Annotated in this window: 28 protein-coding genes; 13 read left to right on the top strand and 15 right to left on the bottom strand. The window is 69.0% G+C overall.

The genetic code is table 11. The annotated features are described in order from the left end of the window. Positions 1–135: 135 nt before the first annotated feature. A complete protein-coding gene (locus IEV96_RS06710) occupies positions 136–1,557 on the bottom strand; it encodes a serine hydrolase domain-containing protein (RefSeq protein ID WP_229733107.1) in 1,422 nt (473 codons plus the stop codon). Then, positions 1,554–2,831, bottom strand: coding sequence for an acyltransferase family protein (locus tag IEV96_RS06705; protein WP_188509872.1), 1,278 nt, complete (start codon positions 2,829–2,831; stop codon positions 1,554–1,556). Before IEV96_RS06705 ends, IEV96_RS06710 begins: the two co-directional genes overlap by 4 nt. 224 nt (positions 2,832–3,055) lie before the next feature. On the opposite strand from IEV96_RS06705, the gene IEV96_RS06700 reads away from it, so the two are divergent. Then, a complete protein-coding gene (locus IEV96_RS06700) occupies positions 3,056–4,018 on the top strand; it encodes a putative endonuclease domain-containing protein (RefSeq protein ID WP_188509871.1) in 963 nt (320 codons plus the stop codon). 44 nt (positions 4,019–4,062) lie between these two features. On the opposite strand, the gene IEV96_RS06695 is transcribed toward IEV96_RS06700, so the two are convergent. Beyond that, entirely contained in the window at positions 4,063–5,676 is a 1,614-nt protein-coding gene (locus IEV96_RS06695; RefSeq protein ID WP_188509870.1) for a Na+/H+ antiporter, read from the bottom strand. Positions 5,677–5,795: 119 nt separating this feature from the next. Here IEV96_RS06695 and IEV96_RS06690 point away from each other — a divergent pair, with 119 nt between their 5' ends. Genes IEV96_RS06690 through IEV96_RS06680 form a run of 3 tightly spaced genes read left to right on the top strand, consistent with a single transcriptional unit; the run spans position 5,796 to position 10,152 of the window. Beyond that, positions 5,796–7,229 (top strand): sugar porter family MFS transporter, encoded by a 1,434-nt coding sequence (locus IEV96_RS06690; protein WP_188509869.1) that lies wholly within the window; start codon positions 5,796–5,798, stop codon positions 7,227–7,229. A 50-nt stretch (positions 7,230–7,279) separates the two neighbouring features. Further along, positions 7,280–8,650 (top strand): glucose-6-phosphate dehydrogenase, encoded by a 1,371-nt coding sequence (locus IEV96_RS06685; RefSeq protein WP_188509868.1) that lies wholly within the window; start codon positions 7,280–7,282, stop codon positions 8,648–8,650. A gap of 59 nt (positions 8,651–8,709) precedes the next feature. Next, on the top strand, positions 8,710–10,152 hold the full coding sequence (locus tag IEV96_RS06680; protein WP_188509867.1) for a sugar porter family MFS transporter: 1,443 nt from the start codon (positions 8,710–8,712) through the stop codon (positions 10,150–10,152). 9 nt (positions 10,153–10,161) lie between these two features. On the opposite strand, the gene IEV96_RS06675 is transcribed toward IEV96_RS06680, so the two are convergent. After that, positions 10,162–11,937 carry a sensor histidine kinase gene (locus IEV96_RS06675; protein WP_188509866.1) on the bottom strand — a complete coding sequence of 592 codons (1,776 nt, stop codon included), beginning with the start codon at positions 11,935–11,937 and terminating at the stop codon, positions 10,162–10,164. 153 nt (positions 11,938–12,090) lie between these two features. Between IEV96_RS06675 and IEV96_RS06670 the strand changes: the two genes are divergently transcribed. Beyond that, positions 12,091–12,273 (top strand): PspC domain-containing protein, encoded by a 183-nt coding sequence (locus IEV96_RS06670; RefSeq protein WP_188509865.1) that lies wholly within the window; start codon positions 12,091–12,093, stop codon positions 12,271–12,273. 4 nt (positions 12,274–12,277) lie between these two features. Here the strand turns inward: IEV96_RS06670 and IEV96_RS06665 are convergent, their stop codons facing one another. From IEV96_RS06665 to IEV96_RS06655, 3 genes are all read right to left on the bottom strand, one after another. Then, positions 12,278–12,787, bottom strand: coding sequence for a CarD family transcriptional regulator (locus IEV96_RS06665; RefSeq protein ID WP_188509864.1), 510 nt, complete (start codon positions 12,785–12,787; stop codon positions 12,278–12,280). A gap of 88 nt (positions 12,788–12,875) precedes the next feature. Continuing rightward, a complete protein-coding gene (locus IEV96_RS06660) occupies positions 12,876–13,628 on the bottom strand; it encodes an alpha/beta hydrolase (protein ID WP_188509863.1) in 753 nt (250 codons plus the stop codon). Between the two features lie 20 nt (positions 13,629–13,648). Further along, entirely contained in the window at positions 13,649–14,149 is a 501-nt protein-coding gene (locus IEV96_RS06655) for a DUF427 domain-containing protein (RefSeq protein WP_188509862.1), read from the bottom strand. A 50-nt stretch (positions 14,150–14,199) separates the two neighbouring features. On the opposite strand from IEV96_RS06655, the gene IEV96_RS06650 reads away from it, so the two are divergent. Continuing rightward, positions 14,200–14,460, top strand: a complete 261-nt coding sequence (locus tag IEV96_RS06650) for a hypothetical protein (RefSeq protein ID WP_188509861.1) — start codon at positions 14,200–14,202, stop codon at positions 14,458–14,460. A 66-nt stretch (positions 14,461–14,526) separates the two neighbouring features. Continuing rightward, positions 14,527–14,859 (top strand): YciI family protein, encoded by a 333-nt coding sequence (locus IEV96_RS06645; protein ID WP_188509860.1) that lies wholly within the window; start codon positions 14,527–14,529, stop codon positions 14,857–14,859. Between the two features lie 19 nt (positions 14,860–14,878). Here the strand turns inward: IEV96_RS06645 and IEV96_RS06640 are convergent, their stop codons facing one another. Together IEV96_RS06640 and IEV96_RS06635 are read right to left on the bottom strand one after the other, a co-directional pair. Beyond that, positions 14,879–15,265 (bottom strand): VOC family protein, encoded by a 387-nt coding sequence (locus tag IEV96_RS06640; RefSeq protein ID WP_188509859.1) that lies wholly within the window; start codon positions 15,263–15,265, stop codon positions 14,879–14,881. A 65-nt stretch (positions 15,266–15,330) separates the two neighbouring features. Beyond that, complete coding sequence (locus tag IEV96_RS06635) at positions 15,331–16,005, bottom strand: SDR family oxidoreductase (RefSeq protein WP_188509858.1); 675 nt, start codon at positions 16,003–16,005, stop codon at positions 15,331–15,333. Between the two features lie 40 nt (positions 16,006–16,045). Between IEV96_RS06635 and IEV96_RS06630 the strand changes: the two genes are divergently transcribed. From IEV96_RS06630 to IEV96_RS06615, 4 genes are all read left to right on the top strand, one after another. After that, a complete protein-coding gene (locus IEV96_RS06630; RefSeq protein WP_188509857.1) occupies positions 16,046–16,339 on the top strand; it encodes a hypothetical protein in 294 nt (97 codons plus the stop codon). 70 nt (positions 16,340–16,409) lie between these two features. Continuing rightward, on the top strand, positions 16,410–17,156 hold the full coding sequence (gene yidC / locus IEV96_RS06625) for a membrane protein insertase YidC (RefSeq protein WP_188509856.1): 747 nt from the start codon (positions 16,410–16,412) through the stop codon (positions 17,154–17,156). A gap of 64 nt (positions 17,157–17,220) precedes the next feature. After that, on the top strand, positions 17,221–17,598 hold the full coding sequence (locus IEV96_RS06620) for a VOC family protein (protein WP_188509855.1): 378 nt from the start codon (positions 17,221–17,223) through the stop codon (positions 17,596–17,598). 31 nt (positions 17,599–17,629) lie between these two features. Next, positions 17,630–17,989 carry a hypothetical protein gene (locus IEV96_RS06615; RefSeq protein ID WP_188509854.1) on the top strand — a complete coding sequence of 120 codons (360 nt, stop codon included), beginning with the start codon at positions 17,630–17,632 and terminating at the stop codon, positions 17,987–17,989. On the opposite strand, the gene IEV96_RS06610 is transcribed toward IEV96_RS06615, so the two are convergent. From IEV96_RS06610 to IEV96_RS06590, 5 genes are read right to left on the bottom strand one after another with little or no spacing between them, the layout of a single operon-like run. Further along, positions 17,986–18,744 (bottom strand): VOC family protein, encoded by a 759-nt coding sequence (locus IEV96_RS06610; RefSeq protein WP_188509853.1) that lies wholly within the window; start codon positions 18,742–18,744, stop codon positions 17,986–17,988. The two genes, IEV96_RS06615 and IEV96_RS06610, sit on opposite strands and share 4 nt — an antisense overlap. A 15-nt stretch (positions 18,745–18,759) precedes the next feature. Continuing rightward, on the bottom strand, positions 18,760–19,242 hold the full coding sequence (locus IEV96_RS06605; RefSeq protein ID WP_188509852.1) for a pyridoxamine 5'-phosphate oxidase family protein: 483 nt from the start codon (positions 19,240–19,242) through the stop codon (positions 18,760–18,762). 39 nt (positions 19,243–19,281) lie between these two features. After that, complete coding sequence (locus IEV96_RS06600) at positions 19,282–19,785, bottom strand: metallophosphoesterase family protein (RefSeq protein ID WP_188509851.1); 504 nt, start codon at positions 19,783–19,785, stop codon at positions 19,282–19,284. Beyond that, positions 19,785–20,279: an FBP domain-containing protein gene (locus IEV96_RS06595; RefSeq protein ID WP_188509850.1), complete on the bottom strand. Its 495-nt coding sequence runs from the start codon at positions 20,277–20,279 to the stop codon at positions 19,785–19,787. The genes IEV96_RS06600 and IEV96_RS06595 overlap by 1 nt, the downstream gene beginning before the upstream one ends. 58 nt (positions 20,280–20,337) lie before the next feature. Beyond that, positions 20,338–20,976 (bottom strand): TetR/AcrR family transcriptional regulator, encoded by a 639-nt coding sequence (locus IEV96_RS06590; protein WP_229733106.1) that lies wholly within the window; start codon positions 20,974–20,976, stop codon positions 20,338–20,340. A gap of 224 nt (positions 20,977–21,200) precedes the next feature. Between IEV96_RS06590 and IEV96_RS06585 the strand changes: the two genes are divergently transcribed. After that, positions 21,201–21,503: a DUF7882 family protein gene (locus tag IEV96_RS06585; protein ID WP_188509848.1), complete on the top strand. Its 303-nt coding sequence runs from the start codon at positions 21,201–21,203 to the stop codon at positions 21,501–21,503. A gap of 10 nt (positions 21,504–21,513) precedes the next feature. Here IEV96_RS06585 and IEV96_RS06580 read toward each other — a convergent pair whose 3' ends face one another. Next, positions 21,514–21,849: a hypothetical protein gene (locus IEV96_RS06580; protein WP_188509847.1), complete on the bottom strand. Its 336-nt coding sequence runs from the start codon at positions 21,847–21,849 to the stop codon at positions 21,514–21,516. Positions 21,850–21,995: 146 nt separating this feature from the next. On the opposite strand from IEV96_RS06580, the gene IEV96_RS06575 reads away from it, so the two are divergent. Then, positions 21,996–23,516, top strand: a complete 1,521-nt coding sequence (locus IEV96_RS06575) for a DUF7059 domain-containing protein (RefSeq protein ID WP_188509846.1) — start codon at positions 21,996–21,998, stop codon at positions 23,514–23,516. The last annotated feature ends 18 nt before the right edge of the window (positions 23,517–23,534 follow it).

The raw sequence follows: 23,534 nt of genomic DNA, 5'->3' as shown, positions 1-23,534 counted from the left end.
TACCCGGATGCCGCGGTGCGAATTCACGCGTAATCGTGCGTCTGAGGGTGCAGCGAGTTTGAGGGAGTCTTTATTCCTGATTGGACATGCGAATACAGTGGCACAAAGTGGACACTGTCCACAAGTGGATTCTCGCTAGCAGCGCCGCCCGACGGTGTGCAGCAGGCGCGTGGGTCCGAATGACACGTTCTGCTCGATCGTGAGCGTCACCTCGTCGTCGCGGAAGTCGAACACGAGGGTCAGCGAGAACGGCGTCGTCGTGAGGAAGAGGGTGACGACGTACGAGTCGTCGTCGGCCCACGCTCCGGCGGCCGCGACGGGTGCGGGACCGTCGGCGAGCAGCGCCGACTCGCCCGGCGTCCACCCGCCGGCCGTGCAGGCGATCACGTCGGTGCCGCGTCCGTCGACGACGGTGAGCCGCGCGTCGCCGCCGTCCAAGTCGAGGGACACGGAGCGCAGCCCGAGCGAGTTTCTCGGCAGGGTGAAGCGGGCGCCCGAGACCCGGGCCGCGGTGGGGGAGTGCGGCTCGCCGTCGGGCAGGGCGAGCGACAGTGTGCCGAGCCTGTCGGCGAGCGCCGCCGCCCCGGTCGCATCCGGAGCTCTCTCATCGCCGCCCAGAACCGGCAACAGGTGGTCCCACACCGTGTTCAGGGCGTGCGGATCGTCGAGCCCGCCGGTGATGACGAGCAGCGCGTCCTGCTCGGGCATCGCGATCGACCACTGGCCGAAGGCGCCGTCGGCCCGGTAGGTGTTGTGCCTGCTGCGCCAGAACTGGAATCCGTAGCCCTGGGCGTTGTCCTCGACCGTTGCCGACTCCGCATTCTCCACCTGGGCCGTCGTCGCCGCGCGCACCCACTCGGCGGGCACGACCTGCCGTCCCTCGAACGTCCCGTCGCGAAGGTAGGTCTCGCCGAAAACGGCGATGTCCTCGGTCGTGATGCTTAGACCCCAGCCGCCCACGTCGATGCCGCGCGGGCACTGCTCCCACGTCGCACCGACGATGGCGAGCGGCCCGAACAGCCGCGGAGTCAGGTAGTCGAGCACGCGCCCGCCCGTGACGCGCTGCAGGATCGCCGACAACAGGTAGGTGGCGCCCGAGTTGTAGACGAAGGTCGCGCCGGGGGTGTGCTCGACCGGGAGGGCGAGGATCGCCCTCGACCAGTTCTGATCGGGTCCGGATGTCGCGTCCACCGTGTCGACGGAATGCCCCGACTTCATCGTCAGCAGGTGACGCACGCGCATGGCGGCCAGGTTGTCGCCGACGGCCTCGGGGAGGTCGTCGGGCAGCAGCGCGACCACGCGGTCGTCGAGGGACAGCAGACCCTCGTCGACCGCGAAGCCGACGGCGGTGGAGACGAAACTCTTGCTGATCGAGAACAGCGAATGCGGCAGGTCGGCGCGGTAGGGCGCCCACCAGCCCTCGGCGATCACGTGGCCGTGTCGCACGAGCATCATGCTGTGCACGTCGTGCAGGTTTCGCTCGAGGGCGTCGACGAAGCGGCCGATCGCGGCGGAGGAGACGCCCTGGGCCTCCGGCGTGCTGCGCGGGAGGGTCACGCGTCCACCCGCTCCCGCACCCTGGCCGGCCAGCGGCCGAGCAAAAGGACGGCGGCGCCGAGGCAGAGCGAGCCGAGAACCGCCAGCGGGAAGTCGAGGAACCACTGCATCACGCAGAAGGCGGGGATGAACGTGAGCGCCGCGGCGATGCCCACGATGTAGCCGGGCGGGGTGTCACCCACCTCGCGCGGTGCCTCCCAGCGGGCGACGAGGAACGAGAGACCGAACAGCGCGACGGCCACGATCACGAAGAACACCGGGCGGGTGAGCCACCACGACTCGCTGCCGGGCGGCGGGCTCGCCCCGGGGATGAGCAGCGCGACACCGCTGAGCACGATGATGAGCGGCAGGTGCCACAGGTAGATGGTCATGAGCCGGGTGCCGATCACGAACACGACGGCCCGCGCGACGTGGGTGTTCATCAGCGCGGCGAGCGCGGGACGGATGAGGCGCAGCACGCACGCCTGCGCGAGTGCGAGGGCTACGAGGGGCAGCGTCGGCGGGTTGAGGTTCGTGAGCATGTCGTCGTTGTACGGGCCGACCATGGTGAACGGGACCAGCGTGGCGTACGAGACGATCGCGATGAGGGCGAGCTGCCACGCCGAGCGGGCGGCGAACCAGCCGTCGGCGTACCAGAATCCGATCTGTTGAACCAGCAGCCAGACGAAGAACAGGTTGATGAGACCGAACTCGGTGATGCCCGTCGTGTAGCGCAGGGTGTCGACGAGGATTGCTCCCAGCAACAGCACCGCGACGGTCGCGCGCGGGGCCTTCGCGTGCCATCCGGCCATCAACGGAACGAACGCCTGACAGAGCGCATAGGCGGCGAGGAACCAGAGCGGAAGCCCCGCCCCGACGATCACGACGTCGAGCAGCTGGGGGTCGACGCCCAGCAGCCGGGCGCCGCCGATGACGACGACGTAGAAGAGGAAGAGCGGCAGTGCGGGCTGGGCGAGGCGCAGTACCCGGTTGCGCACGTATTGGGCCGCACCGCCGCCGCGGCGGTTCAGACTGCGCCACGCGGTGAGGCTGGCGAAGCCGCCGACCACGAAGAACAGGGGCATGATCTGGCCGGCCCAGGTCGCGTAGGCGAACCAGGGCTGCTCTTCGAGGGGCCGGCTCACGACGAGCGCGCCCGCCTCGTCGAACCCGACACCGATCATCAACAGGTGGATGATCACGACGAGCACCACGCAGAACACGCGCGCGATGTCGAGGGTGAGGTCTCGCTTCGAGAGATCGATCGAGGATGCGGCCGAGCTGGCGCCGCTCACGCGTCAGTGCCTGTTCGCGGCGATCGGGCGGGGTGGTCTGAGGCGGCCATCATGCTCACACTCTAGGGGTGCCGCGGGGCGCTGCGCCGTGCGGCCGAGCGGGCGGGCGCGCCGAGTTGCGCCGAGTGGGGCACTTCGACCGCCGTAGTGCCCCAAACAGCGCAAATAGCGGCGACCTGTGGATGATTCGGGTGGCACGCGCGTCGGGAAGCCAAAATGGCCGGATGCCGCAGCGCTCCGATCTTCCCGAGCCCCTGGGCCGGGAGCCTTTCGCAGTACGCGATGCGATCGCCCGCGGGGTCACGCGCGACCGGCTGAGGTCGAGCGACCTGCAGCGGGCGTTCCACGGAACGCGATCGATAGGTCTCGACCTGACCCAGCTCGCAGACCGTTGCCGTGCATACCTGCCGCGCATGGGCGAGGGCAACGCGTTCAGTCATCTGACCGCTGCCGAGTTGTACGCGTTTCCGCTGCCGCTCGGAGCGCTCGCCCCGTTCGACCTGCACGTGACAACGCCCGCTCCGGGCCGCGCACCGGCAGGCCGCGGGGTGCTCGGTCATCGCGCACGCCTGCTTCCCGCCGACATAGTGGAATTCGCGGGTCTTCCGCTGGTTTCGCCGGCGGTAGCGTGGTGCCAGCTTGCCCAAAAGCTGGGCGTCGACGACACCGTGGCCGTCGCGGACTGGATCGTGACCGGCAATCCCTACTTCAACGTTCTTCCGCTCGCCGACTTCGACGAGTTGACTGCGGCGACGGCCTCGCGCGCGGGCACGGCCGGGCAGCGGACTCGCGTGGCCGCTCTGCCCCTCGTGCGCGACGGCCCGGTGTCTCGGCCGGAATCGTTGTTGCGCCTGCTGCTCGGCCGCGCTGGTCTGCCGGAGCCACTGGTGAATGCTCGGTGTTATGGCGACGACGGGCAAGAACTCGGGATGCCCGACCTCGCCTGGCCGGACTACCGAACGGTCGGTCAGTACGAGGGTGACCACCACCGCGGGCAGTCGCAGTTTCGTAACGACATCCGCCGCGACGAGCGGTTCGTCGACCACGACTGGAAGGTCGTCAAAGCGACAGCAGATGACCTGTTCCGGCGCCCGGTCGAGCTCGCGGAGCGCTTTGGCCGTCGACTGGCCGCCCAAGGGTGGCGGGGGCGCATCGAGTTGCGCCATTTGGGGCACTTCGACCGCTGAAGTGCCCCGAATGGCGCAAACTGCGGCACCCACAACCGGCGCGGCTACTCCGGCTTCGGCCGCTGCATGGCGAGCGCCGTCTCCTCGGAGTCGATGCTGCGCAGCACGTCGCGCACGGCCCTCTCCTGGTAGCGGCCCTCGGCGCGCGCCTGCAGCACGGCCTCGCGCTCGGCCTCGATCATCGAGCGGCGCAACCGGCCGTAGGCGGCGAACGACGGCTCGGACTCGTCGGGCACAGCCCGGGCGCTGGCCTGCGAGAGGAATTCCGCGTTGACCCGCAGCCGCGCGACCGCGGCGGGGTCGTCGTCGGGCGTCGTCTCGGCCTCGAGCCGGGCGAGCCCGGCGCTCTGCGCCTCCGCGAGCAGGTTGTGCTTTTCGACGCGTTCCTGGGTCGCATCCGGGGGCGGCAGCCTCAGAGACCGGATGATCCGGGGCAGCAGCAACCCCTCGACGAGCGTCCCCACCACGACCACGAACGCCAGAAACTGCAGCAGCTCGCGCTCGGGGGTCTGCTCGGGCAGCAGGAACACGGCGGCGAGGGTCACGACGCCGCGTATCCCGGCCGACGACACGGCGGTCGCGGTGGGCCAGCTCCACGCCCGGCTGCGGGTGTACCGCGGGCCGACCATGTAGAACAGCGTGGTCGCGAAGACGAACGCGAACCGCGAGACGACGAGGATCGCGAGCACGAGCATCGACAGCAGCGCGATGTGCCAGAAGCCGTAGTCCGACCCGGCGACCCCGGCGAGGATGCCCGACAGGCTGAGGCCGATGAACAGGAACACGGCGTTCTCGAGCAGGAACCGGATGGTGCGCCAGTTAATCGACTCGGCGATGCGGGCCTCGGCGCTCTGCACGAGCGGCGAGCGCTGGCCGAGGAAAAGCCCGGCGATGACGACCGCGAGCACGCCCGAGCCACCGAGCAGCTGAGCGGGGATGAACGCGATGTAGGGGATCGCCAGCGAGAGGCTGGTGTCGAGAACGGGTGCGCGCAGGCGTTTGCGGATCGCAGAGACGACGTAGCCGACGGCCAGTCCGACACCGATGCCGCCGACGAGGGCGATGCCGAACTCGCCGACCACGTCCCACGGGTTGAGCACGGTGACGATCGCGGCGATCGAGGCGTTGAGAGCCACGAGGGCGGTCGCGTCGTTGAGCAGGCTCTCGCTCTCGAGCACCGTGACGACGCGGCGGGGGAGTCTCAGCCTGCCGGCGATCGCGGTGACGGCGACCGCGTCGGTGGGCGCGACGACCGCACCGAACGCGAACGCGGCCGCGAGTCCGACGGTGGGCAGCAGCCACCAGAGCGAGAAGCCCACCGCGACGACCGTGAACGCCACGAGCCCGACCGAGAGCACGAAGATGCTGTCGCGTCTGGCCAGGATGTCTGTGAGCGGCGTGCGGATCGCGGCGGCGAAGAGCAGCGGCGGCAGGATGCCGAACAGCACGAGGTCGGGCTCGACCGTGATCTGCGGAATGCCGGGAACGAACGAGACGAGTCCGCCGACGGCGACGAGGGCGACGGGTGCAGACCAGCCGACGCGGCCGGAAAGGCCGGTCACGGTCACTGTCACGAGAACGAACGAGACGATCCAGATGATCGTGGCAACGATGTCGATTTCGATGGGGATGTCCTTTCGGCGATTCGCTGCGCTCATCATGCCACCCGGCGGCCCCGGATGTGACGCGCCATCGGGGCCGCTCCGCAAGGCCTCGGCGAGACGAGGGGCTCGTCGTATTGTTGAGCTTTCTTGTTCGACGTTGAGCGGAGGATCCTGTGACCGAGACGACCCCGAAGACGAATTTCAAGGTGATAGCGCTGGCCGTCGCGGGGGCGGTGGGCGGCTTCCTCTTCGGCTTCGACTCGTCGGTGGTCAACGGCGCCGTCGACGCGGTGCAGGGCCAGTTCGACCTGTCGTCGTCGCTCACCGGTTTCGCGGTGGCGAGCGCGCTGCTCGGGTGCGCGGTGGGCGCCTACGGTGCCGGCCGCATCGCCGACCGGTGGGGGCGCATTCCGGCGATGCTCGTGGGTGCCGTGCTGTTCTTCGCGAGCGCGCTGGGCTGCGGGTTCGCGTTCGGCGTCTGGGATCTCGTGTTCTGGCGTCTCATCGGCGGTCTCGGCATCGGCATCGCCTCGGTCATCGCGCCGGCCTACATCGCCGAGATCTCGCCCAAGCACATGCGCGGCCGGCTGGCATCGCTGCAGCAGCTCGCCATCACTGTCGGTATCTTCGCCGCACTGCTCTCCGACGCGCTCTTCGCCAACGGGGCAGGCGGAGCGGCCGAGCCGTTCTGGTTCGGTCTCGAAGCCTGGCGGTGGATGTTCCTCGCCGGCGCTCTACCCGCGGTGGTCTACGGCCTGATCGCCCTGAAGCTGCCCGAGTCACCCCGCTTCCTCGTGCTCAAGGGCCGCGACGACGACGTGCGCGGCATCTTCGCCCGGCTGTGGCCCGGCGACGACGTGGAACGGGCGATCCGCGACATGCGCGCCGCGATCGAGGCCGACCAGCAGGGCTCGAAGAAGGGAGCCCTGAGCGGAGACCGGTTCGGCCTGAAGCCGATCGTGTGGATAGGCATCATCCTCTCGATCTTCCAACAGTTCGTCGGCATCAACGTGATCTTCTACTACTCGACCACCCTCTGGAGGTCGGTCGGTTTCCAGGAGAGCGACTCGTTCACGATCTCGGTCATCACCTCGGTGACCAACATCGCCGTCACCTTCGTGGCCATCGCGCTCGTCGACCGGATCGGCCGCCGTCCCATCCTGCTCTTCGGTTCGGCGGGCATGGCACTCTCGCTCGCCACCATGTCGGTCGCGTTCAGCCAGGCCGTGCAGGTCGACGGTGAGCCGAGCCTGCCCGGCGCGTGGGGGCCGGTCGCACTCGTCGCGGCCAACGTCTTCGTCGTCAGCTTCGGCGCCTCGTGGGGTCCCGTCGTCTGGGTGCTGCTCGGCGAGATCTTCCCCACCCGCATCCGGGCCAGGGCGCTGGGCGTCGCGGCGGCCGCGCAGTGGATCGCCAACTTCGCCATCACGGTGTCGTTCCCTCCGCTGGCCGAGTTCTCGCTCGTCTTCACCTACGGCATGTACGCGTTGTTCGCCCTGCTCTCCTTCTTCTTCGTGCTGCGCGTGGTGCCTGAGACCAACGGCATGTCGCTCGAGGAGGCCAACACCTTACTGCCGCCGAAGGGCAGCGCAAAGAAACGCGCCTAGAGGGGCGGGGCACTGCGTTCTCCGCACCCGTGGGTCTAGGGTCGTCAACCATGACCGACCGCATCGACACGCTCATCGTCCTCGGCGCCGGCGGCGACCTCGCCTCGCGCCTCCTGCTCCCCGGCTTGGCCTCGCTACTCGCCTCTCCTCGAGGGGAGGCGGTCCAGCTGATCGGGGTGGACAGGGGCGAAGTGACGGATGCCGCGTGGCAGTCGACCGTGTCGGCCGCGTTCGCGACGGAGGCCTCCGAACTCGGCAGCAGTGTGGCGGCGAAGTCGTTCTACCTGCGCGGTGACGCGACCGACGCGGACGATCTGCGCCGCGTGTTCGACGCCGCCACCGGGCGCATCGCCCTCTACTTCGCGCTGCCCCCGGCCGTCACGATCCTGGTCGTGAAGGCGCTGTCGTCGATCGACCTGCCGAAGGGCATCGTGTTCGCGCTCGAGAAGCCGTTCGGCACCGATCTCGCCTCGGCGCGCGCCCTGAACCGCCGACTCGAGAAGCTCGTGCCGGAAGAGCAGATCTTCCGGGTCGACCACTTCCTCGGCAAGTCGACGGTGCTCAACCTGCTGGGTCTGCGCTTCGCCAACCGCATCTTCGAGCCGCTCATGTCGGCGCCCAACGTCGAGAAGGTCGAGATCGTCTTCGATGAGAAGCTCGCCCTCGAGGGCCGGGCCGGGTACTACGACAAGGCCGGTGCGCTGGCCGACATGATCCAGAGCCACCTGCTGCTCGTGCTCGCCCTGACCGCGATGGAGCCGCCGGCGAGCGTGGGAGCCGACGACCTGCGCGGCGGCATGGCGCAGGTGCTGCGGGCCACCCGGCCCTGGGAGAAGGACGGCACCTCGAGCCGTCGCGCCCACTACACCGCGGGCACGATCGACGGGCGGGAGCTCCCGGCCTACGCGGACGAAGACGGGGTCGACCCCGCCCGCGAGACCGAGACCCTCGCCGAGGTCACGCTCGCGATCGACAACTGGCGCTGGGCCGGGGTGCCGTTCGTGTTGCGTTCCGGCAAGGCCATCGGCGAGGCGAAGCAGCAGATCGTCGTGACGCTGCGCGCGGTGCCGCACCTACCGACCGGTCTGCGCGGCCCGACCGGCCCCGCACAGCTGCGCATCGCGATGAAACCCGCCGCCCTCGAACTCGACCTGCTGGTCAACGGAGAAGACGACCCGTTCGAACTAGAACGCGTCGTGCTCGACAGTCCGCTGCGCGCCGGCGAGCTCAGCGCATACGGCGAGGTGCTCTACGGACTGCTCGACGGCGACGCGACCCTCTCCGTGCGCGGAGACGTGGCGGAGCAGTGCTGGCGTATCGTCGCGCCGGTGATCGCCGCGTGGAAGCGGGGCGAGGTGCCGCTCGAGGGATATGCGGCGGGATCCAGCGGAGCACCCGCGCGCACCCGACCTCGGGGGTAGAGTCGTACGCGTCGTTCCAGCGTGGTGATGATGACTCACCACACGAAAGAAGAACGACGATGTCACCCACCACCGAAAAGTCCGGCACGAACCTCAAGGTCATCGCACTCGCGGTGGCCGGAGCGGTCGGCGGCTTTCTCTTCGGTTTCGACTCCTCCGTCATCAACGGCGCGGTCGACCCGATCCAGGACCAGTTCGGCCTGAGCGACTCGCTCACCGGGTTCGCCGTCGCCGTGGCGCTGCTCGGCTGTGCCGTCGGCGCCTACGTCGCCGGTCGCCTCGCCGACTGGAAGGGCCGCATCCCCGCCATGCTGGTGGGAGCGGTGCTGTTCCTCGTCAGCGCCGTCGGCACCGGACTCGCGTTCAACGTGTGGGACCTCATCGCCTGGCGCCTCGTCGGTGGCCTGGGCATCGGCATCGCCTCGGTGATCGCGCCCGCATACATCGCCGAGATCTCGCCGAAGAATCTGCGTGGCCGCCTCGGCTCGCTGCAGCAGCTCGCCATCACCATCGGTATCTTCGCCGCCCTGCTCTCCGACACGGTGTTCGCCGGCTGGGCCGGCGGCGCCGGTCAGGACCTCTGGCTCGGCCTCGAGGCGTGGCGCTGGATGTTCCTCGCCGGCATCGTGCCCGCGGTCGTCTACGGTCTGATCGCCCTCAAACTGCCCGAGTCTCCCCGCTTCCTCGTGCTCAAGGGGCGCGACGACGAGGTGCGCGGCATCTTCGCCCGACTCTGGCCGAACGACGATGTGGAGCGGGCGATCCGCGACATGCGTTCCGGTATCGAGACCGACGCCCACGGCTCGAAGAAGGGCGCCCTGCGCGGCAACCGTTTCGGACTGAAGCCCATCGTCTGGGTCGGCATCATCCTGTCGGTGTTGCAGCAGTTCGTCGGCATCAACGTGATCTTCTACTACTCCACCACGCTGTGGAAGTCGGTCGGATTCCAGGAGAGCGACTCGCTGACCATTTCGGTCATCACGGCCGTCACGAACATCGTCGTCACCTTCGTGGCCATCGCGCTCGTCGACCGCGTCGGCCGACGCCCCATCCTCCTCTTCGGCTCGGTGGGAATGACGGTGGCGCTCGGCACCATGGCGCTGGCCTTCAGCCAGGCCGTGCAGGTCGACGGCGAGCCGAGCCTGCCCGGCGCGTGGGGTCCGGTCGCGCTCGTGGCCGCCAACGTGTTCGTCGTGAGCTTCGGAGCCTCCTGGGGCCCCGTCGTCTGGGTGCTGCTCGGAGAGATCTTCCCGAACCGCATCCGCGCGCGTGCCCTCGGCATCGCCGCCGCGGCCCAGTGGATCGCGAACTTCGTGATCACCCTGTCGTTCCCGCCGCTCGCGTCGGTGTCGCTCGTGCTCACCTACGGCCTCTACGCTCTGTTCGCCGCGCTGTCGTTCGTGTTCGTCCTGAAGGTCGTGCCCGAGACCAACGGCCTCTCGCTCGAGGAAGCGGAGACGCTGTTCACCAAGAAGGCCAAGGCGCCCGCCGCAGCGAAGTAGGCCCGGGCCTCAGCTGCCGGCTCCCTGCCTCACCGGGAGCGTGACGGTGAAGGTGGTGCCGCGGCCGACAACCGAGGCGACGGAGATGTCGCCCCCGTGCGACCGCACGATGTCGTTCGTGATGGCGAGACCGAGCCCGGTGCCCGGTACGGCCTCGTTCTGGGCGTTCGCCGCACGGAAGAAGCGGTCGAAGAGCTGCGGGATGTCGCTTTCCGGTATGCCCATGCCGGTGTCGGCGACAGTGACGACCACGGTGGACCGGCCTGCGGAGGCGATTCCGGAGGCGACCGCGACCCGGACCGATCCGGCGGCCGGGGTGAACTTCACCGCGTTCTCCATCATGTTCGTGAAAGCCCGCTCGAGATGGGCCTCGTCGCCCTCGACGATGGCCGCGTCACCGCAGGTGGTCGTGAGGTCCACGTCGCGGGATAGGGCGAAGGGCTGCAGCGATTCCGTGGCCCGCGCCAGTATCCGGCCGAGCTCCACCGGCGCGGTGGCAAGCTTCGTGTCGCCCGATTCCAGGCGCGTCAGCACAAGCATGTTGCCCACGAGGTCGTGGAGGCGATGGGCGTTGCGGTCGACGACGACCAGCATGTCTTTCGCCGGCTTGGGGAGCGGTCCGCCCGTCTCGTCGAGAACGAGTTCGAGAAAGCCCAGGATCGAGGTCAGCGGCGTGCGCATCTCGTGGCTCACCGTGCCGATCATGTCGCTCTTCGACCTGTCGAGCGCTGTCAGGCGCGCCACCACCTTCTCCTGCCCCTCGAGAACGTGGGCGAGCATCGACTGCCGGAACATGACGGGAACGACGGAGAGCGCGACGGCCGCGGCGGCCAACACGAGCGCGACGGTCGGCACGGAGGTCTGGGTCGCGACCAACAACACGGCGAGCCCCGCGAGCACGGCCATGGCGGGCACGGGCAGCAGTCGTGCATCGGACGTCGCGCGCGGCAGCTCTGGTTTCACCCGGTCGACCCCGTCGACCCACAGCGCGACGAATGCCACGCCGGCCGTCCACGCGGCGTCGAGTGTGGTGCCGCTCGAGTAGGCGTCCTCGTGGTTCAGCAGCGCATAGGCGATGTCCGCGCCGGTGAAGAGCAGCAGCCCCAGCAGCAGGAACTGCCAACGCGGACCGATCCGCAAAACCGGCGACGCCGAGATCCCCACCACGATCGCGATGAGAAGCAGATCGAAGAGCGGGTACAGGGCGGCGATCGCGGCGTCGAGCGGTGCGGAGTCGATCGTCGCATCGTCGAAGACCGGCGCGAGCACGACCGCGAGCACGGCGGCCGCGCCCAGCATCGCGAGAGTGCTGTCGACTAGTACCGAGCCGGTCATCCTTCGTGACTGGCGTCTCACGAGAACGAGGAGTGCGGCCATCGTGAGCGGGTAGTAGAGCAGGTAGCCGAGGTCGGCGAGGGAGGGCGAGGGCAGGTTGCCGGATGAATCCATCGCGAGTGAGAAGAACGTGTCGCCCGCGGCGTTGAACGTCACGCCGGCGGCCGCGAGAATCACCTCCCATCGCGTGAACGACGTGCGCACTGCGACGAGCCAGAAGACACCGACGGGCAGCCACGTGGCGACCAGGGCCAGCCAGACGTTGATCAGCACGCTCGCGGGATCGCCCGGCAACAGCAGCGCGCCGAGGTACACGAGGTTCATCACGATGGTGACGACGATCAGCACGCGGATCGCGCGGGCGAGAACCGCGCCGGTTTGCGAGCGCCCACCGGGATCCGACCGGGCGGCGCGCATCGCTGCTGCGCCCCCATCGACCGTGCTGATCATGATTCCCCCGAACGACTCAGCCCGATATTCGGGCCCCCGCTTCACATCATGCCTTACTGAAACGGACTCGCTGAATGCTTGCGCTCTGCCGAGCGATCGTGTTCGGGGGTTATCCCTGATGTAGCGACGGGCATAATTCGGCAGACTGGGGGCATGAGCACACTCCAGCGACCCAAGTCCGGCACCATGATCGGTGGCGTCTGCGCCGCCATCGCAAACCGTTTCGGCTGGTCGGTGACGCTCGTGCGCCTGCTGACCGTGGCATCCATTCTGATCCCCGGGCCGCAGGTGATCATCTACCTGATTCTCTGGGCCTTCATCCCCAAAGAGATCTAGCCCGTCATTCGGCCGCGGCCGGCTCCGGGAGGCTCGACGCCAGCACGTCGTCGAGGGCGGCGATCGCGGCCTCTTCGTCGGCTCCGAGCGCGAGGCTCAGTTCGGACACCACGATCTGACGGCTCTTGACGAGCATCCGCTTCTCGCCGGCCGACAGCACGGCGCGCTGGTCCCGGCGCCACAGGTCGCGCACGACCTCGCTGACCCTGTAGACGTCGCCGCTTCCCATCTTCTCGGTGTTCGCCTTGAACCGGCGCGACCAGTTGCTGACCTCTTCCTCGGCCTCGCCGCGGAGGACCGCGTAGACGGCCTCGACGCCCGCGTCGTCGATGACGTCGCGCACACCGACGAGCTCGGCGTTGTCGACGGGCAGCTCGACGACCAGGTCGCTGCCGTGCATGTCGAGCGTGATGTACTTCTTCTCCTCGCCCTTCACGGTGCGAGTCGTGACGGCGGTGATGGTCGCTGCGCCATGGTGCGGATAAACGACGGTTTCGCCGACTTCGAAGATCATCTGAGCAGCCTCTGTTCTATTGCGCCTCCTGAGACGCTATCGCCTTTCGCGCGGAAGCAGAACGCCGGGCGCAAGAAGAACGTCGCGGCTATGGCCCGAGGAGCGTCTCAAGCGCGTCGCTGATCTCGTCGCGCTCCACTTCGGTCGAGATGGTCGCCGTGTTGTCGCCGGGCTGCACCCCGTAGTCGCCGAAACCCGCGTGATTGAGACCCTGGATCTCGACGAAGTCGGCGTCCGCCGGTAACCGGCCCGCGGCATCCGCGATCTTCTCGGGCGTGCTCAGACCGTCCCGGCTGCCGGCGATGCTGAGCACATCGAGCCCGGACCCGGTCAGATCGTTCGCGCAATAGCTGCCGAACAGGATGAGGCCGTCGACCTCGGGGTTGTCGGCGAGCATGCAGGCGCGCACCCCGCCGAGGGAATGTCCGCCCACGAACCAGCGGTCGACACCGGGTACGTCGGCGGTGAAGGTATCGAGCGGGCGCTGGTCGAAGAACGCGAGGTTCAGGATCGGCTTGGTGATCACGACGGTCGCGCCGGTACGCTCCACGATCTCCGACAGCTTGTACAGGTACGCGTACGGATCGACTTTCGCCCCGGGGATGAAGACGAGGCCGGTGCCGGACGCGACCCCCGTCGGCCCGATGACGACCGAGTGGTCGGTGCTCGTGACCTCGACCGCGTCGTTCGTCCAGACCTCGAGGGCTCGGTCCCTGTCGCCCTGCATCACGATGTTCGCCCAGACGAGCACCCCGACCGCGACCAGCAGGACCGCGACGACGACGGCGACGACGCCGATGCGGAGGCGGCGGGCGATGCCCTTCCGGGCGGGGACGGTCATCGGTCCAGCCTACGCAGCGGCTACCAGTCGAGCGTGCCCGGCTCGCCCTTGAACGGACCGACGACCCGGCCCGTGATCCAGCCGCCGTAGAAGCCGCCCGCCTGCGGCTGCACCTGCTCTCCGTCGACCTCGCAGCGTTCCATGGCGCCGGGGTAGACCGCGACGCGGTCGGCGAGCACCTCGAAGCCGGGGCTCGGTTCGGGGTAGAACCAGCCGGCGCTCTCGGCCACGGCGTCCCCGCCACGCACGGTGAGGTAGCCGGCAACGCCCTTGAATTCGCAGAAGCTGGTGCCGGGCGCGGGCTCGAGGGACCCGGCCGCGAAGGACGCGCGCGGCAGGTAGTAGACGGGCGGATGACTCGTCTCCAGCACCCGGACCGCGTCGGTGGTGTCGGCGATCGTCACCCCGCCGAGGGTGACCACCACTCGTTCGTCGGTCGGTTCGACCCTGGGCGGCCTGGGGTAGTCCCACACGGACTCCTGGCCGGGACCGGGCACGACGGGGCTGATCTTTCTGCGCATGACCCCAGTGTGACCCGCCCGCCTGTGAGCGGCGTCGCTAAGGTCGAGAGATGCGCGATCTCGATCTGTCCGTCGACGGCGAACTGTTCCGCGTCCGCGAACGACGCCAGCCCGGCGGCGCGATCAGCTACGACTTCGCGTGGCGCAACGGCCCGGCGCAGGGCGGCTACGGGTTCACGGCGAGCTTCGGCGGCGACGCGACGGACGACCGGCTCGCCGTGGAGGCGCGCGCGTTCGTCACGGCGTTCTACGGCCCGGGCGGCATCGGCGAGACCGACTTCCCCGACCACGTCGCGGCAGCCGACCGCTGAACCTGCGGCGAACCCTTGCCGCGCGCAAGTTCACGCTGTAAACATAAGGCAATCAAAGGAGATCCCATGGAGTTTCTGCTGCTCATCGCTGACGCGCCCGACGGAGAGGCCGGCGTCGATCTCGACGCCGAGCACTGGGTCGACGACCTGGAATCGCGCGGTGCCCACCTCTACGGCAACCGCACCCGGCCGGGTGCGGAGGCCACAATCGTGAAGGTGCGCGACGGCGATGTCGTCACCGCGACCGGCGCCCTTCACGAGGGACGAGACTGGGTCGCGGGCTTCGACGTCATCGAGTGCGACAGTCTCGACGATGCGGTGCGTATCGCGGCCGCGCACCCGATGGCCAGGGCCGGGCAGATTCAGATCCGCCCGGTCTGGCCCTTCGACGACGAGTAGCCCGACATCCGGCCGGGGGCTAGCTCGGCTGCACGGCCGAGTAGTCGGGCAGTTCTTGCAACGCCCAGCCGTTGCCGTCGGGATCGGTGAAGAACACGAACCGACCCCACGGATACTCTTCGACCCCGCGAGCCTCGACACCCGCATCGACGAGCTGCTGCAGGGCGGCGTCTGCGTCGGCCACGACGCACTGCACGCCCTCGAGCGAACCGGGCTCCATGTTTCCGCCCAGGTTCTTGTCGAGAACGATCGAGCACGCCGAGCCCGGGGGAGTGAGCTGGACGAACCGCATGGTCTCGTCGACCCGGTTGTCATGGTCGGCGGTGAAACCGAGCTTGACGTAGAAGTCTTTCGACCTGTCGATGTCTGAAACGGGTACGGAGAGAAGTTCGATTTTCCAGTCCATGGTGCGCTCCTTTGCGGTGATCGGTGGCCCCCAAAATACTGCGGACCACCGACACCGATCTAGGGCTAGAGCGCGTCCGTGATGGCGTCCGCGATCGGGCGGTCGCCCGCGACTACCTCCCACGCGTGGCCGATGGTGCCGGGGTTGTCGAGCGCCGCAACGATGACCGCCGCGACGTCGGCGCGGGCGATGTTGCCGCGTTCGACGGTGTCACCGATCGTGACGAGGCCGGTGGCCGCGTCATCCGTCAACCCACCGGGGCGCACGATCGTGTATTCGAGACCCGACGCTTCGACGGCGAGATCGGCGTCGCGCTTCGCCTCGTAGTACGGGCGCATCGAGTCGCCGGGCTCGCCGGGCAGCTCCGCGCCGACGCCGATGGCCGAGACGATCACGAATCGCGACACGCGGGCGTGGGTCGCGGCGTCGATTGCGGTGACGGCGCCCTCGAAGTCCACCGCGCGGGTGCGGGCCGGGTTGCCGCCGCCTGCGCCGGCGGAGAACACCACGGCGTCGCAGCCCTCGAAGGTCGCTGCGAGCTCGTCGACACTCGCCGATTCGATGTCGAGCACGACGGGGACGGCGCCGAGCTCGGCCACTTCGTCGGCGCGGTCGGCGTTGCGGAAGATCGCCACGGCCTCGTCGCCCCTGGCGTGCAGCTGGGTGATGAGGTGTTTCGCGACCTTGCCGGTGCCGCCGACGATTGCGATGCGGGATGCCTTCTTTTCGGAAATAGTCATCTCCCCAGTGTGCACCGACTCGGGGGATTAGGCTGGGCGCGTGCGCAAGGTTCTCGAACGACTCGTCATGGTGATGACCGTGTCGTTCCTCGCGCTGGCGGTCGCGCAGGGCGAGCCGTCGACGCTCGTTTTCGCCGGTATCGCGGCTCTCGCCGTGTCCACTCTGCTCGCCGCCCGTTACGCGGCCATCGTGATCCGAGCGCACGACCTCGGCGTCGGACAACGTGCCAGAGCGCACAGGCAGTCGCTCGTGGGAATGCCCGAGCCGCAGCATCCGCACACCCCAGGAAAACCACGCACCAGAGCACCCTCGCGAGCCCTCGCGGTCGCGTAGTCCCGTCGTAGAGAGCGGATGCGCGGCCACACGGCCCCCATTCACTTTCTAACGCGAGGACTCCCTTTCCGTGGACATCTATAGTTTCGCCCCCATCGCCGTCGTGCTCGACGCCGCCTACTCGGTCGTCACCGGCCTGCAACACCTGATTTCACCCGTTGCCGGCACCGCGAGCGCCGCCCTCGCGATCGTGCTCATCACGCTCGTCCTGCGCCTGCTGCTCATCCCGGTCGGCCGCTCGCAGGTGCGGGCGGAGTTCACCCGCCGCCGACTCGCTCCGCGGCTGCAGGCGCTGCAGAAGAAGTACAAGAAGAACCCGGAGATGCTGCAGAAGAAGACGATGGAGCTGTACACGAGCGAGAAGGCGAGCCCCCTCGCGGGCATCCTGCCCACCCTCGCTCAGGCCCCCGTGCTCTCGATCGTCTACGGGCTGTTCATCCTGCCCACCGTCAACGGGCACGCGAACGAGCTGCTCACCGAGCAGCTCTTCGGGGTGCCGCTCGGAACGTCGCTCGCGCACCTGCTGACGACGGGCGCGTTCGGCGTGGATCTGCTCGTCTTCGCGGGCCTCCTGCTCGTGATCGCGGCCGTCGCGTTCGCGCAGCGGAGGGTAGCCCTCGCCTTCAATAAGCCCGCGGATGACGCGGCTCCCGCCATGGCCCGCATGAACTCCGTGCTCAGTTGGCTGCCGTTCATCACGGTGTTGTTCGCGGCCCTCGTGCCGCTCGCCGCCACCATCTACCTCACCGTGACGACCACGTGGACCCTCGTCGAGCGGCAGGTGCTGCGCCGCCGCCTCGCGCCGGGGGTGGATTAAGTCCGCGCGACGGGGCAATGTGGACACCGACCACATTGCCCCACCCTCGCGAAAGGGAACACCGATGTTCACACCCAGCGGAGCCTTCAGCGGCTTCTCCATCAACGACCTCGAGGCGGCCAAGAAGTTCTACGGCGAGACCCTCGGTCTCAAGGTCACCGAGAACGACATGGGCTTCCTCAACCTGCACCTCGACAGCGGCGCCACCGTGCTCGCCTACGTGAAGCCCGACCACGAACCCGCCTCGTTCACCATCCTCAACTTCGAGGTGGACGACGTCGACGCGGCGGTCGACGACCTCAACTCGCGCGGCGTCGAGACCAACATCTACGGCAAGGAAATCCCGGCCGACGACCGGGGGGTGATGAAGGGCAACGGCCCCGACATCGCCTGGTTCCGCGACCCGGCAGGCAACGTGCTCTCGGTGTTGTCGGCGGGGTAGCCGCGACATCCGCCGCTCGGGAGGTCGCGACATGGAGACTTTCATCACGCTCAGCCTGCTCGCCACGGGTATCGGGGCGCTGCTGTGGCCGGTCTGGTTCAGGGCCGAGACGAAATCGAGACGCCGACGCGACGACGGGTACTCGCCGCCGCACCTCATGGGCGTGTTCGACGAAGTCTTCTACCCCTCGGCGTACTCGGCGGTGCAGATCATCGACGTGGAGACCCGTGCGCCCGCGCCGTCACCACTGCCGGGGGATCCCGCGCACATTGCCGTCCCTGCCGCGACATCCGCCCCTCATCGGCGGCAAACTGCTGTTCCCGCGTCCGACGAGCAGCAATTTGCCGCCACCGAGCCAATCCGCCCCTCGCCCGAGCCGGCGGCGCGCTAGTCGACCTGCAGGATCGCGAACTTCGCGCCCGTCGGGTCGACGGCGTGGGCCTGCCGGCCGTAAGGGCTGTCCTGCACCCTCTCGAGCATGGTGCCGCCCAGCTCGGTGACCCGCACGGCGGCCTCGTTCGCGTTCTCGACGCCGAGGTACACGTCCCAGAAGGGCGGTTCGATCTCGGGGAGGTCGTCGGCGTCCCAGATGCCGGCGACCGCGTCCGCGCCAGAACCGAGCGTCGTGTACCGCATTTCGTCGGTGTCGCTCAGCACCTCGGTCTCCCAGCCGAAGACGGTCCTGTAGAACGACACGGCCCGTGCGTAGTCGCGGGCGTGCAGCTCTGCCCAGACCGGAGCGCCCGGTCCCGTAGTCACCTCGAACCCGGAGTGTGTGAGGTTCTGCCAGCCCCCGACGCGAGCGCCGCCCGGATCGGTGATCACGAGCCAGGTTCCCATGTCGGCGAGCTGCTCGAGCTCGAGCACCCGGCCGCCCTCGGCCTCGGCCGCGTCGCCCGTCGCGCGGGCGTCGGCGACCTCGAGGTACACGGTCCAGATGTCGTCGACTCCCGAATCCGCCGGGTTGGGCATAAGCCCGCTCACGTTCTGTCCGTCTTTCGAGAAGGTGACGTAGCCGCCGAACTCGGCCGGCGCCGTCTCGGTTTCCCAGCCGAGCAGCCCCCTGTAGAACTCGACGGACTTCTCGGGATGACGGCTGAGCAGGTCCATCCAGCGAGGCTGCCCCGGGCGGAACGTGAGCGGCATGATCTTTCCCCCTTGTCAGAGAGCGACGGTGCGGTTCTCGCCCAGGTCGGGCGGGGTCTTGGTGACGAGGGCCTTGGCGATCTGGAAGGCGCGCACGACCCCCGGCTTGTCCACCGACCAGTACTCGGCGCTGCGCGCATCGACGCGCAGCAGGGCGACCGAGGGGTCGTCCTTGCCGTTCTCGAACCACGCTTCGACCATCGGGTTCCACAGCTGGTCGATGCGGGTCTGGTTGCGCTCGATCGAGGCGGTGCCCGCGACCGACAGGTAGCCCTTGCCGTCGGCGTAGGCGACGTTCACCTCGGGGTTGATCGCGATGTCGCGCGACTTCGGGCTGGGGTCCGCGGTGAAGAACCAGAGCGAGCCCTCGAATTTGTCGGAGAGCACGGCGAGCGGGCGGCTGTGCAGCTCGCCCTCGTCGCTCGTCGTGGTGAGGATGGCCACCTTCGCGGCGTCGATGATCGTGCGGATGGTCTCGAGATCGGTGTCGTCAGTCATGACCCCACGCTGCCACCGGCCGACGGCACCCGACAACCCCTAGCGGTCGACGGCGACCGTCTTCACGTCGCGCAGCACGCCGGAGTCGGCGACCGCGGTCATGATCGTGCAGACCGGCTGGCGGCGGCGGTCGGTGGGCGAGCCGGGGTTGAGCAGGCGCAGGCCGTTCGGGGTGACCGTGTCCCACGGGATGTGGCTGTGGCCGAAGACCAGAAGGTCGGTGTCGGGGTACGCGGCGTCGCAGCGCGCCTCGCGCCCGGCAGAGCCTCCCGTCTCGTGCACGACGGCGATGCGGATGCCCTCCACGGTTTCGCGGGCGACCTCCGGCAGGCGGGCGCGCAGCTGGGCGCCGTCATTGTTGCCCCAGACGCCGAGGAGGCGCGTTGCGCGGGCCTGCAGTTCGTCGAGGAGTGCGACGTCGACCCAGTCGCCGGCGTGGATCACCAGGTCGGCCTCGTCGACCGCCGACCACACCGCGGGCGAGAGCGCCCGCGCGCGTTTCGGCACGTGGGTGTCGGCGAGCAGCAGCAGCCGGGTGGGCATCAGGCCGTGCGCATGATGTCGGCCGTGAAGGCGTTCACCCGCCCGAGGAGCCCCTCGGCGCGGCTGGAGATGACCTCGGCCGGGTCGGGATGCATCGGCTGTGCCGCGGGCGCTATGCGGATGATCATCGAGCAGGCCAGGTCGTCGCAGATGTAGGTCCCCACGGTGTTGCCGTTGCGGCCCGCTTCGCCCGCGCGCGGGGCGGAGAACATGGTCACCTGGTGCGAAGGCTGCGCGGTGCGGCAGAGTGCGCACATGGCCGAGATGCCGTGGCTCAGGGCGACCTCGGACGCCCGGAGCACGATGCCCACCGGGGTGTCGCCCGACCAGTGCACGAGGTAGCCGCGTTGCCGGGCCTGCGGGTCGCGCCAGCCCAGGTATTCGCGGCTGTCCCAGAGCACCTCGTGCAGGCCGGGGAGGGGGATGCGTTCGATCTCACCCCGCGTCGCGTTGACGAAGCTGTCGCGGATGTCGGTTTCGCTGAGCGGCTTCACGATCTCCTCGGGGCGTTGGCGGTGAAATTGAGCGTACATCGCGCTCGGTCGCGGAGCCCTAGATCCCGCGATCGACCATGTCGAGCAGTCGGGTGGTCGCTCCGTCCATCATCTCGGCAGTGAGCCCGCGCAAGGGGCCGTCGATGATGAGCATGCCGAGACCGTGCACGGCCGACCACGCGTGCAGCTCGGCGCCCGCGCGGCGCTCGGCGGGCAGTACACCCGCGCGCTCGAGTTCGTCGAGCGTCGCGCTGAGGATCTGGAACGGCGTGAGGCCCGCGGCACCCGCCTTCTCCGGCGAGCCCGAGTTCGACAGGTCGTCCGGCACGGTGAACGCGGCGCGGAACAGTCCCGGCTGCTCGCGGGCGAAACGCAGATAGCCCTCCCCGACGGCGCGCAGCCGGCCGCGCGCGGCGGTGGCCGCGTCATCCGAACCGCGCTCTGCAATGCCCGCTGCCATCGAGTCGGCGGCGAATCCCTGGGCGCTCGCCGAAACGGCCGACAACAGTGCGTGCCGGTCGGCGAAGTGGCGGTACGCGGCATTGGGGGAGACTCCGACCCGGCGGGTCGCCTCGCGCAGGATCACGGCATCGGGTCCGCCTTCGCGGGCGAGCTCGAGGCCGGCGGTGATGAGGGCCTGGCGCAGGTCGCCGTGCCGGTAGGTCTCGCGCGGCAGCGCAGTGGCCGGCTCTGTCACGGGGTGCCCCCGCACGCGGGGCGACGGCGAACTGTCATGTGGACAGGGTACACATCGAACCCGTGCGACACAGCGACGCTGGTCGCCCCGCCCCGGCATGCGTCGACAATTGCCTTCGTGGGCGTAAACTGAGCCCACGTATCTTTTCGTCGTAGGCTCATGCCACGTGTCGCAGGGTTCTGCGCGCCTGAGTGAAGCAACAGAAGTTAGAAAGCGGGGGCCTCGTGGGAACGCTGGTTTATGGAAACGCAAACCTTGAGATCGAGTTCGACGATCGAGTACTGGCTCACCTGCAGGCCGTCATCGTCGCAAAGCTCCGACGCGACGAGGGCTTTCTCTTCTCGTGGAAAGACGCCCCCGGCGTAGGCGACGGCCGCAGCTGCATCTGGATGCACCGTTCCATCCCCCTCTACTTCAAGTACCCCGAATCCCAGCCGCCGGCCGTCAACCGCCTCTGGCTCGAGGCCCTGACGGTCAGCGCGAACAGCCCCGGTGGCCTGCGCATCGTCGAAGAGCCGGAAGGCTGATCCCTTCCGATCACTCGTAGTCTTCGTGCACCGATAGGAAGTCGGCGTACTGCTGCTGCTCGCCCGGTCGTGGGCTGCCGAGCCGCATCGCGCGTTGCCGCAGTTCGTCGACGAGAGTGTCGTCGGACGGCTCGCGGATATCGGACTCCTCGGTGACGCTGGCCAGCTGGCTCGACGGCCCGATCAGCAGGGTCGCCGTGCCGCTGCGGCCAGAGGCGAAGACGACCGGAATCTCGACGATGTCGGCGCGGCCGTTTTTCGCTAGAGCTTCGGCGTACTCCATCACCGCGTGGGCGATCGAGTCGCCCGTCAGCATCGAACCGCTCGAGTAGTAAACGCGCCGCATGATGTAAAGCACCTCCTGCGTGGTGCGGGCGCACGCCGCGGCCACTGCGGTTAACGGTAGGTCGCCCGCGAACGGGGCCTCCCGGGGGTTGACCGAGGTCGAACGATCGGCAGAGAATTGCCCGCCGGTTCGTGCCCGCTCCACCGATGAGGTTGAATGTCGCAGTGACTTCCGCCCTGATCGCCCTCCTGCGCGACGACCTCTTCGCCGCCCGGTACACCGCCGAAACCGTCGATTCGTTGTGGGGGGCGGATGCCGCTTCCGCGCTCCGTCGCGGACAGCGCGAACCGGCGCGGCGCGCGGTGGTCACGGCGGGCGGTGTCGGCGCGCTCGCGACCGTGTTCGTGCTCGGCCTGCCCGTGCCGGCGGCACGGCTCGCGGCCGCGCTCCCGACACTCGGTGTCGACGGTGCCCTCGCCCTCGGCCTCGTGCGTCTCGACGGCGAGAACGCGGTACCGCTCGTCGATCTGCGCCCGCACGGGTTCGTCGACGAGTTCGGCGCCGGCAGCTGGTGGATCGCGTCCGACCTCGGCGAGGCGGCTCTGCGCCGCGCCATCCCCGAAAACCACGTGCTGGGTGTCGGGGGCGCGTCGATGACGCTCGCCGGGCTCATGGTCGGCACAAAGGTCGACCGGGTGCTCGACCTCGGCACCGGCTGCGGTATCCAGGCGCTGCACGCCGCGCGCCACGCCAGGCACGTGATCGCTACCGACATCTCGGGGCGCGCCCTCGAACTCGCGCGGTTCAACGCCGAGCTCAACGGGGTCGGCACGATCGAGTTCCGGGCGGGCAGCCTCTACGAACCGGTCGCCGGTGAGACGTTCGACCAGATCGTGTCGAACCCGCCGTTCGTGATCACCCCGCGCGGCGAGGGCGTGCCGTCGTACGAGTACCGAGACGGTGGCCTGGTCGGTGACGCGCTCGTCGCATCCGTCATCTCCGACGCGGCAACCCATCTCGCGCCGGGCGGCGTCGCCCAGCTGCTCGGCAACTGGGAGTACCGCGACGGCACCGACGCTTTCGACCGCGTGGCGGCCTGGCTCGACGGCACCGGCCTCGACGCCTGGATCGTGGAGCGCGAGGTGCAGGACGCAGCTCTCTACGCCGAGACCTGGATCCGCGACGGCGGCATCCTGCCCCGCACCGACGAGTTCGACGCGCTGTACGCGGCATGGCTCGACGACTTCGCCGCGCGCGGCGTCACGGGCATCGGGTTCGGGTACGTCACGCTGCGGCGGCCCGTGTCGGGCGCACCGACCCTGCGCCGGATGGAACGCCTGCACGGCGGGCTGGGCAACAACCCGGCGGGACTCGGCGTGCACGTGGCGTCGACCCTGGCCGCCCACGACCTGCAGGCGTCACTGTCCGACACCGAGCTCGCGCGTACGGCGTTCGTCGTGGCCGGCGACGTCACCGAGGAGCGGCACTACTGGCCGGGCGACGAAGATCCGACGGTGATGGACCTGCGCCAGGGCGCGGGCTTCGGGCGCACCTTCCCGCTCGGCACGGCGCTGGCCCCGGTGGTCGGCGCGTGCGACGGCGAGCTCCCGCTGGGCGCCATCTGTTCGGCGGTCGCCCAGCTGCTCGAGGTCGACGGCGACGAGCTGCTGGCCGAGGTGCTGCCGAGCGTGCGCGAACTGCTGACGACCGGCTTTCTCGGCGCCTAGGTGCCGCGCCTTGAGCGC

It is taken from the genome of Conyzicola nivalis (assembly GCF_014639655.1).
Lineage (GTDB): Bacteria > Actinomycetota > Actinomycetes > Actinomycetales > Microbacteriaceae > Conyzicola > Conyzicola nivalis.
Note: the sequence above shows the minus strand (reverse complement) of the source record. Positions and strands in the feature narration are given on the sequence as shown.

Excerpts from the sequence above, each read along its gene's own strand:
- IEV96_RS06695 (WP_188509870.1), bottom strand. The coding sequence starts at position 5,676 with ATGAGCGCAGCGAATCGCCGAAAGGACATCCCCATCGAAATCGACATC.
- IEV96_RS06655 (WP_188509862.1), bottom strand. The coding sequence starts at position 14,149 with ATGCGCAGAAAGATCAGCCCCGTCGTGCCCGGTCCCGGCCAGGAGTCC.
- IEV96_RS06640 (WP_188509859.1), bottom strand. The coding sequence starts at position 15,265 with ATGGACTGGAAAATCGAACTTCTCTCCGTACCCGTTTCAGACATCGAC.
- IEV96_RS06680 (WP_188509867.1), top strand. The coding sequence starts at position 8,710 with ATGTCACCCACCACCGAAAAGTCCGGCACGAACCTCAAGGTCATCGCA.
- IEV96_RS06580 (WP_188509847.1), bottom strand. The coding sequence starts at position 21,849 with ATGCGGCGCGTTTACTACTCGAGCGGTTCGATGCTGACGGGCGACTCG.
- IEV96_RS06685 (WP_188509868.1), top strand. The coding sequence starts at position 7,280 with ATGACCGACCGCATCGACACGCTCATCGTCCTCGGCGCCGGCGGCGAC.
- IEV96_RS06615 (WP_188509854.1), top strand. The coding sequence starts at position 17,630 with ATGGAGACTTTCATCACGCTCAGCCTGCTCGCCACGGGTATCGGGGCG.
- IEV96_RS06675 (WP_188509866.1), bottom strand. The coding sequence starts at position 11,937 with ATGATCAGCACGGTCGATGGGGGCGCAGCAGCGATGCGCGCCGCCCGG.
- IEV96_RS06660 (WP_188509863.1), bottom strand. The coding sequence starts at position 13,628 with ATGACCGTCCCCGCCCGGAAGGGCATCGCCCGCCGCCTCCGCATCGGC.
- IEV96_RS06620 (WP_188509855.1), top strand. The coding sequence starts at position 17,221 with ATGTTCACACCCAGCGGAGCCTTCAGCGGCTTCTCCATCAACGACCTC.
- IEV96_RS06700 (WP_188509871.1), top strand. The coding sequence starts at position 3,056 with ATGCCGCAGCGCTCCGATCTTCCCGAGCCCCTGGGCCGGGAGCCTTTC.
- IEV96_RS06665 (WP_188509864.1), bottom strand. The coding sequence starts at position 12,787 with ATGATCTTCGAAGTCGGCGAAACCGTCGTTTATCCGCACCATGGCGCA.
- IEV96_RS06670 (WP_188509865.1), top strand. The coding sequence starts at position 12,091 with ATGAGCACACTCCAGCGACCCAAGTCCGGCACCATGATCGGTGGCGTC.
- IEV96_RS06645 (WP_188509860.1), top strand. The coding sequence starts at position 14,527 with ATGGAGTTTCTGCTGCTCATCGCTGACGCGCCCGACGGAGAGGCCGGC.
- IEV96_RS06605 (WP_188509852.1), bottom strand. The coding sequence starts at position 19,242 with ATGACTGACGACACCGATCTCGAGACCATCCGCACGATCATCGACGCC.
- IEV96_RS06610 (WP_188509853.1), bottom strand. The coding sequence starts at position 18,744 with ATGCCGCTCACGTTCCGCCCGGGGCAGCCTCGCTGGATGGACCTGCTC.
- IEV96_RS06635 (WP_188509858.1), bottom strand. The coding sequence starts at position 16,005 with ATGACTATTTCCGAAAAGAAGGCATCCCGCATCGCAATCGTCGGCGGC.
- IEV96_RS06650 (WP_188509861.1), top strand. The coding sequence starts at position 14,200 with ATGCGCGATCTCGATCTGTCCGTCGACGGCGAACTGTTCCGCGTCCGC.
- IEV96_RS06575 (WP_188509846.1), top strand. The coding sequence starts at position 21,996 with ATGAGGTTGAATGTCGCAGTGACTTCCGCCCTGATCGCCCTCCTGCGC.
- IEV96_RS06600 (WP_188509851.1), bottom strand. The coding sequence starts at position 19,785 with ATGCCCACCCGGCTGCTGCTGCTCGCCGACACCCACGTGCCGAAACGC.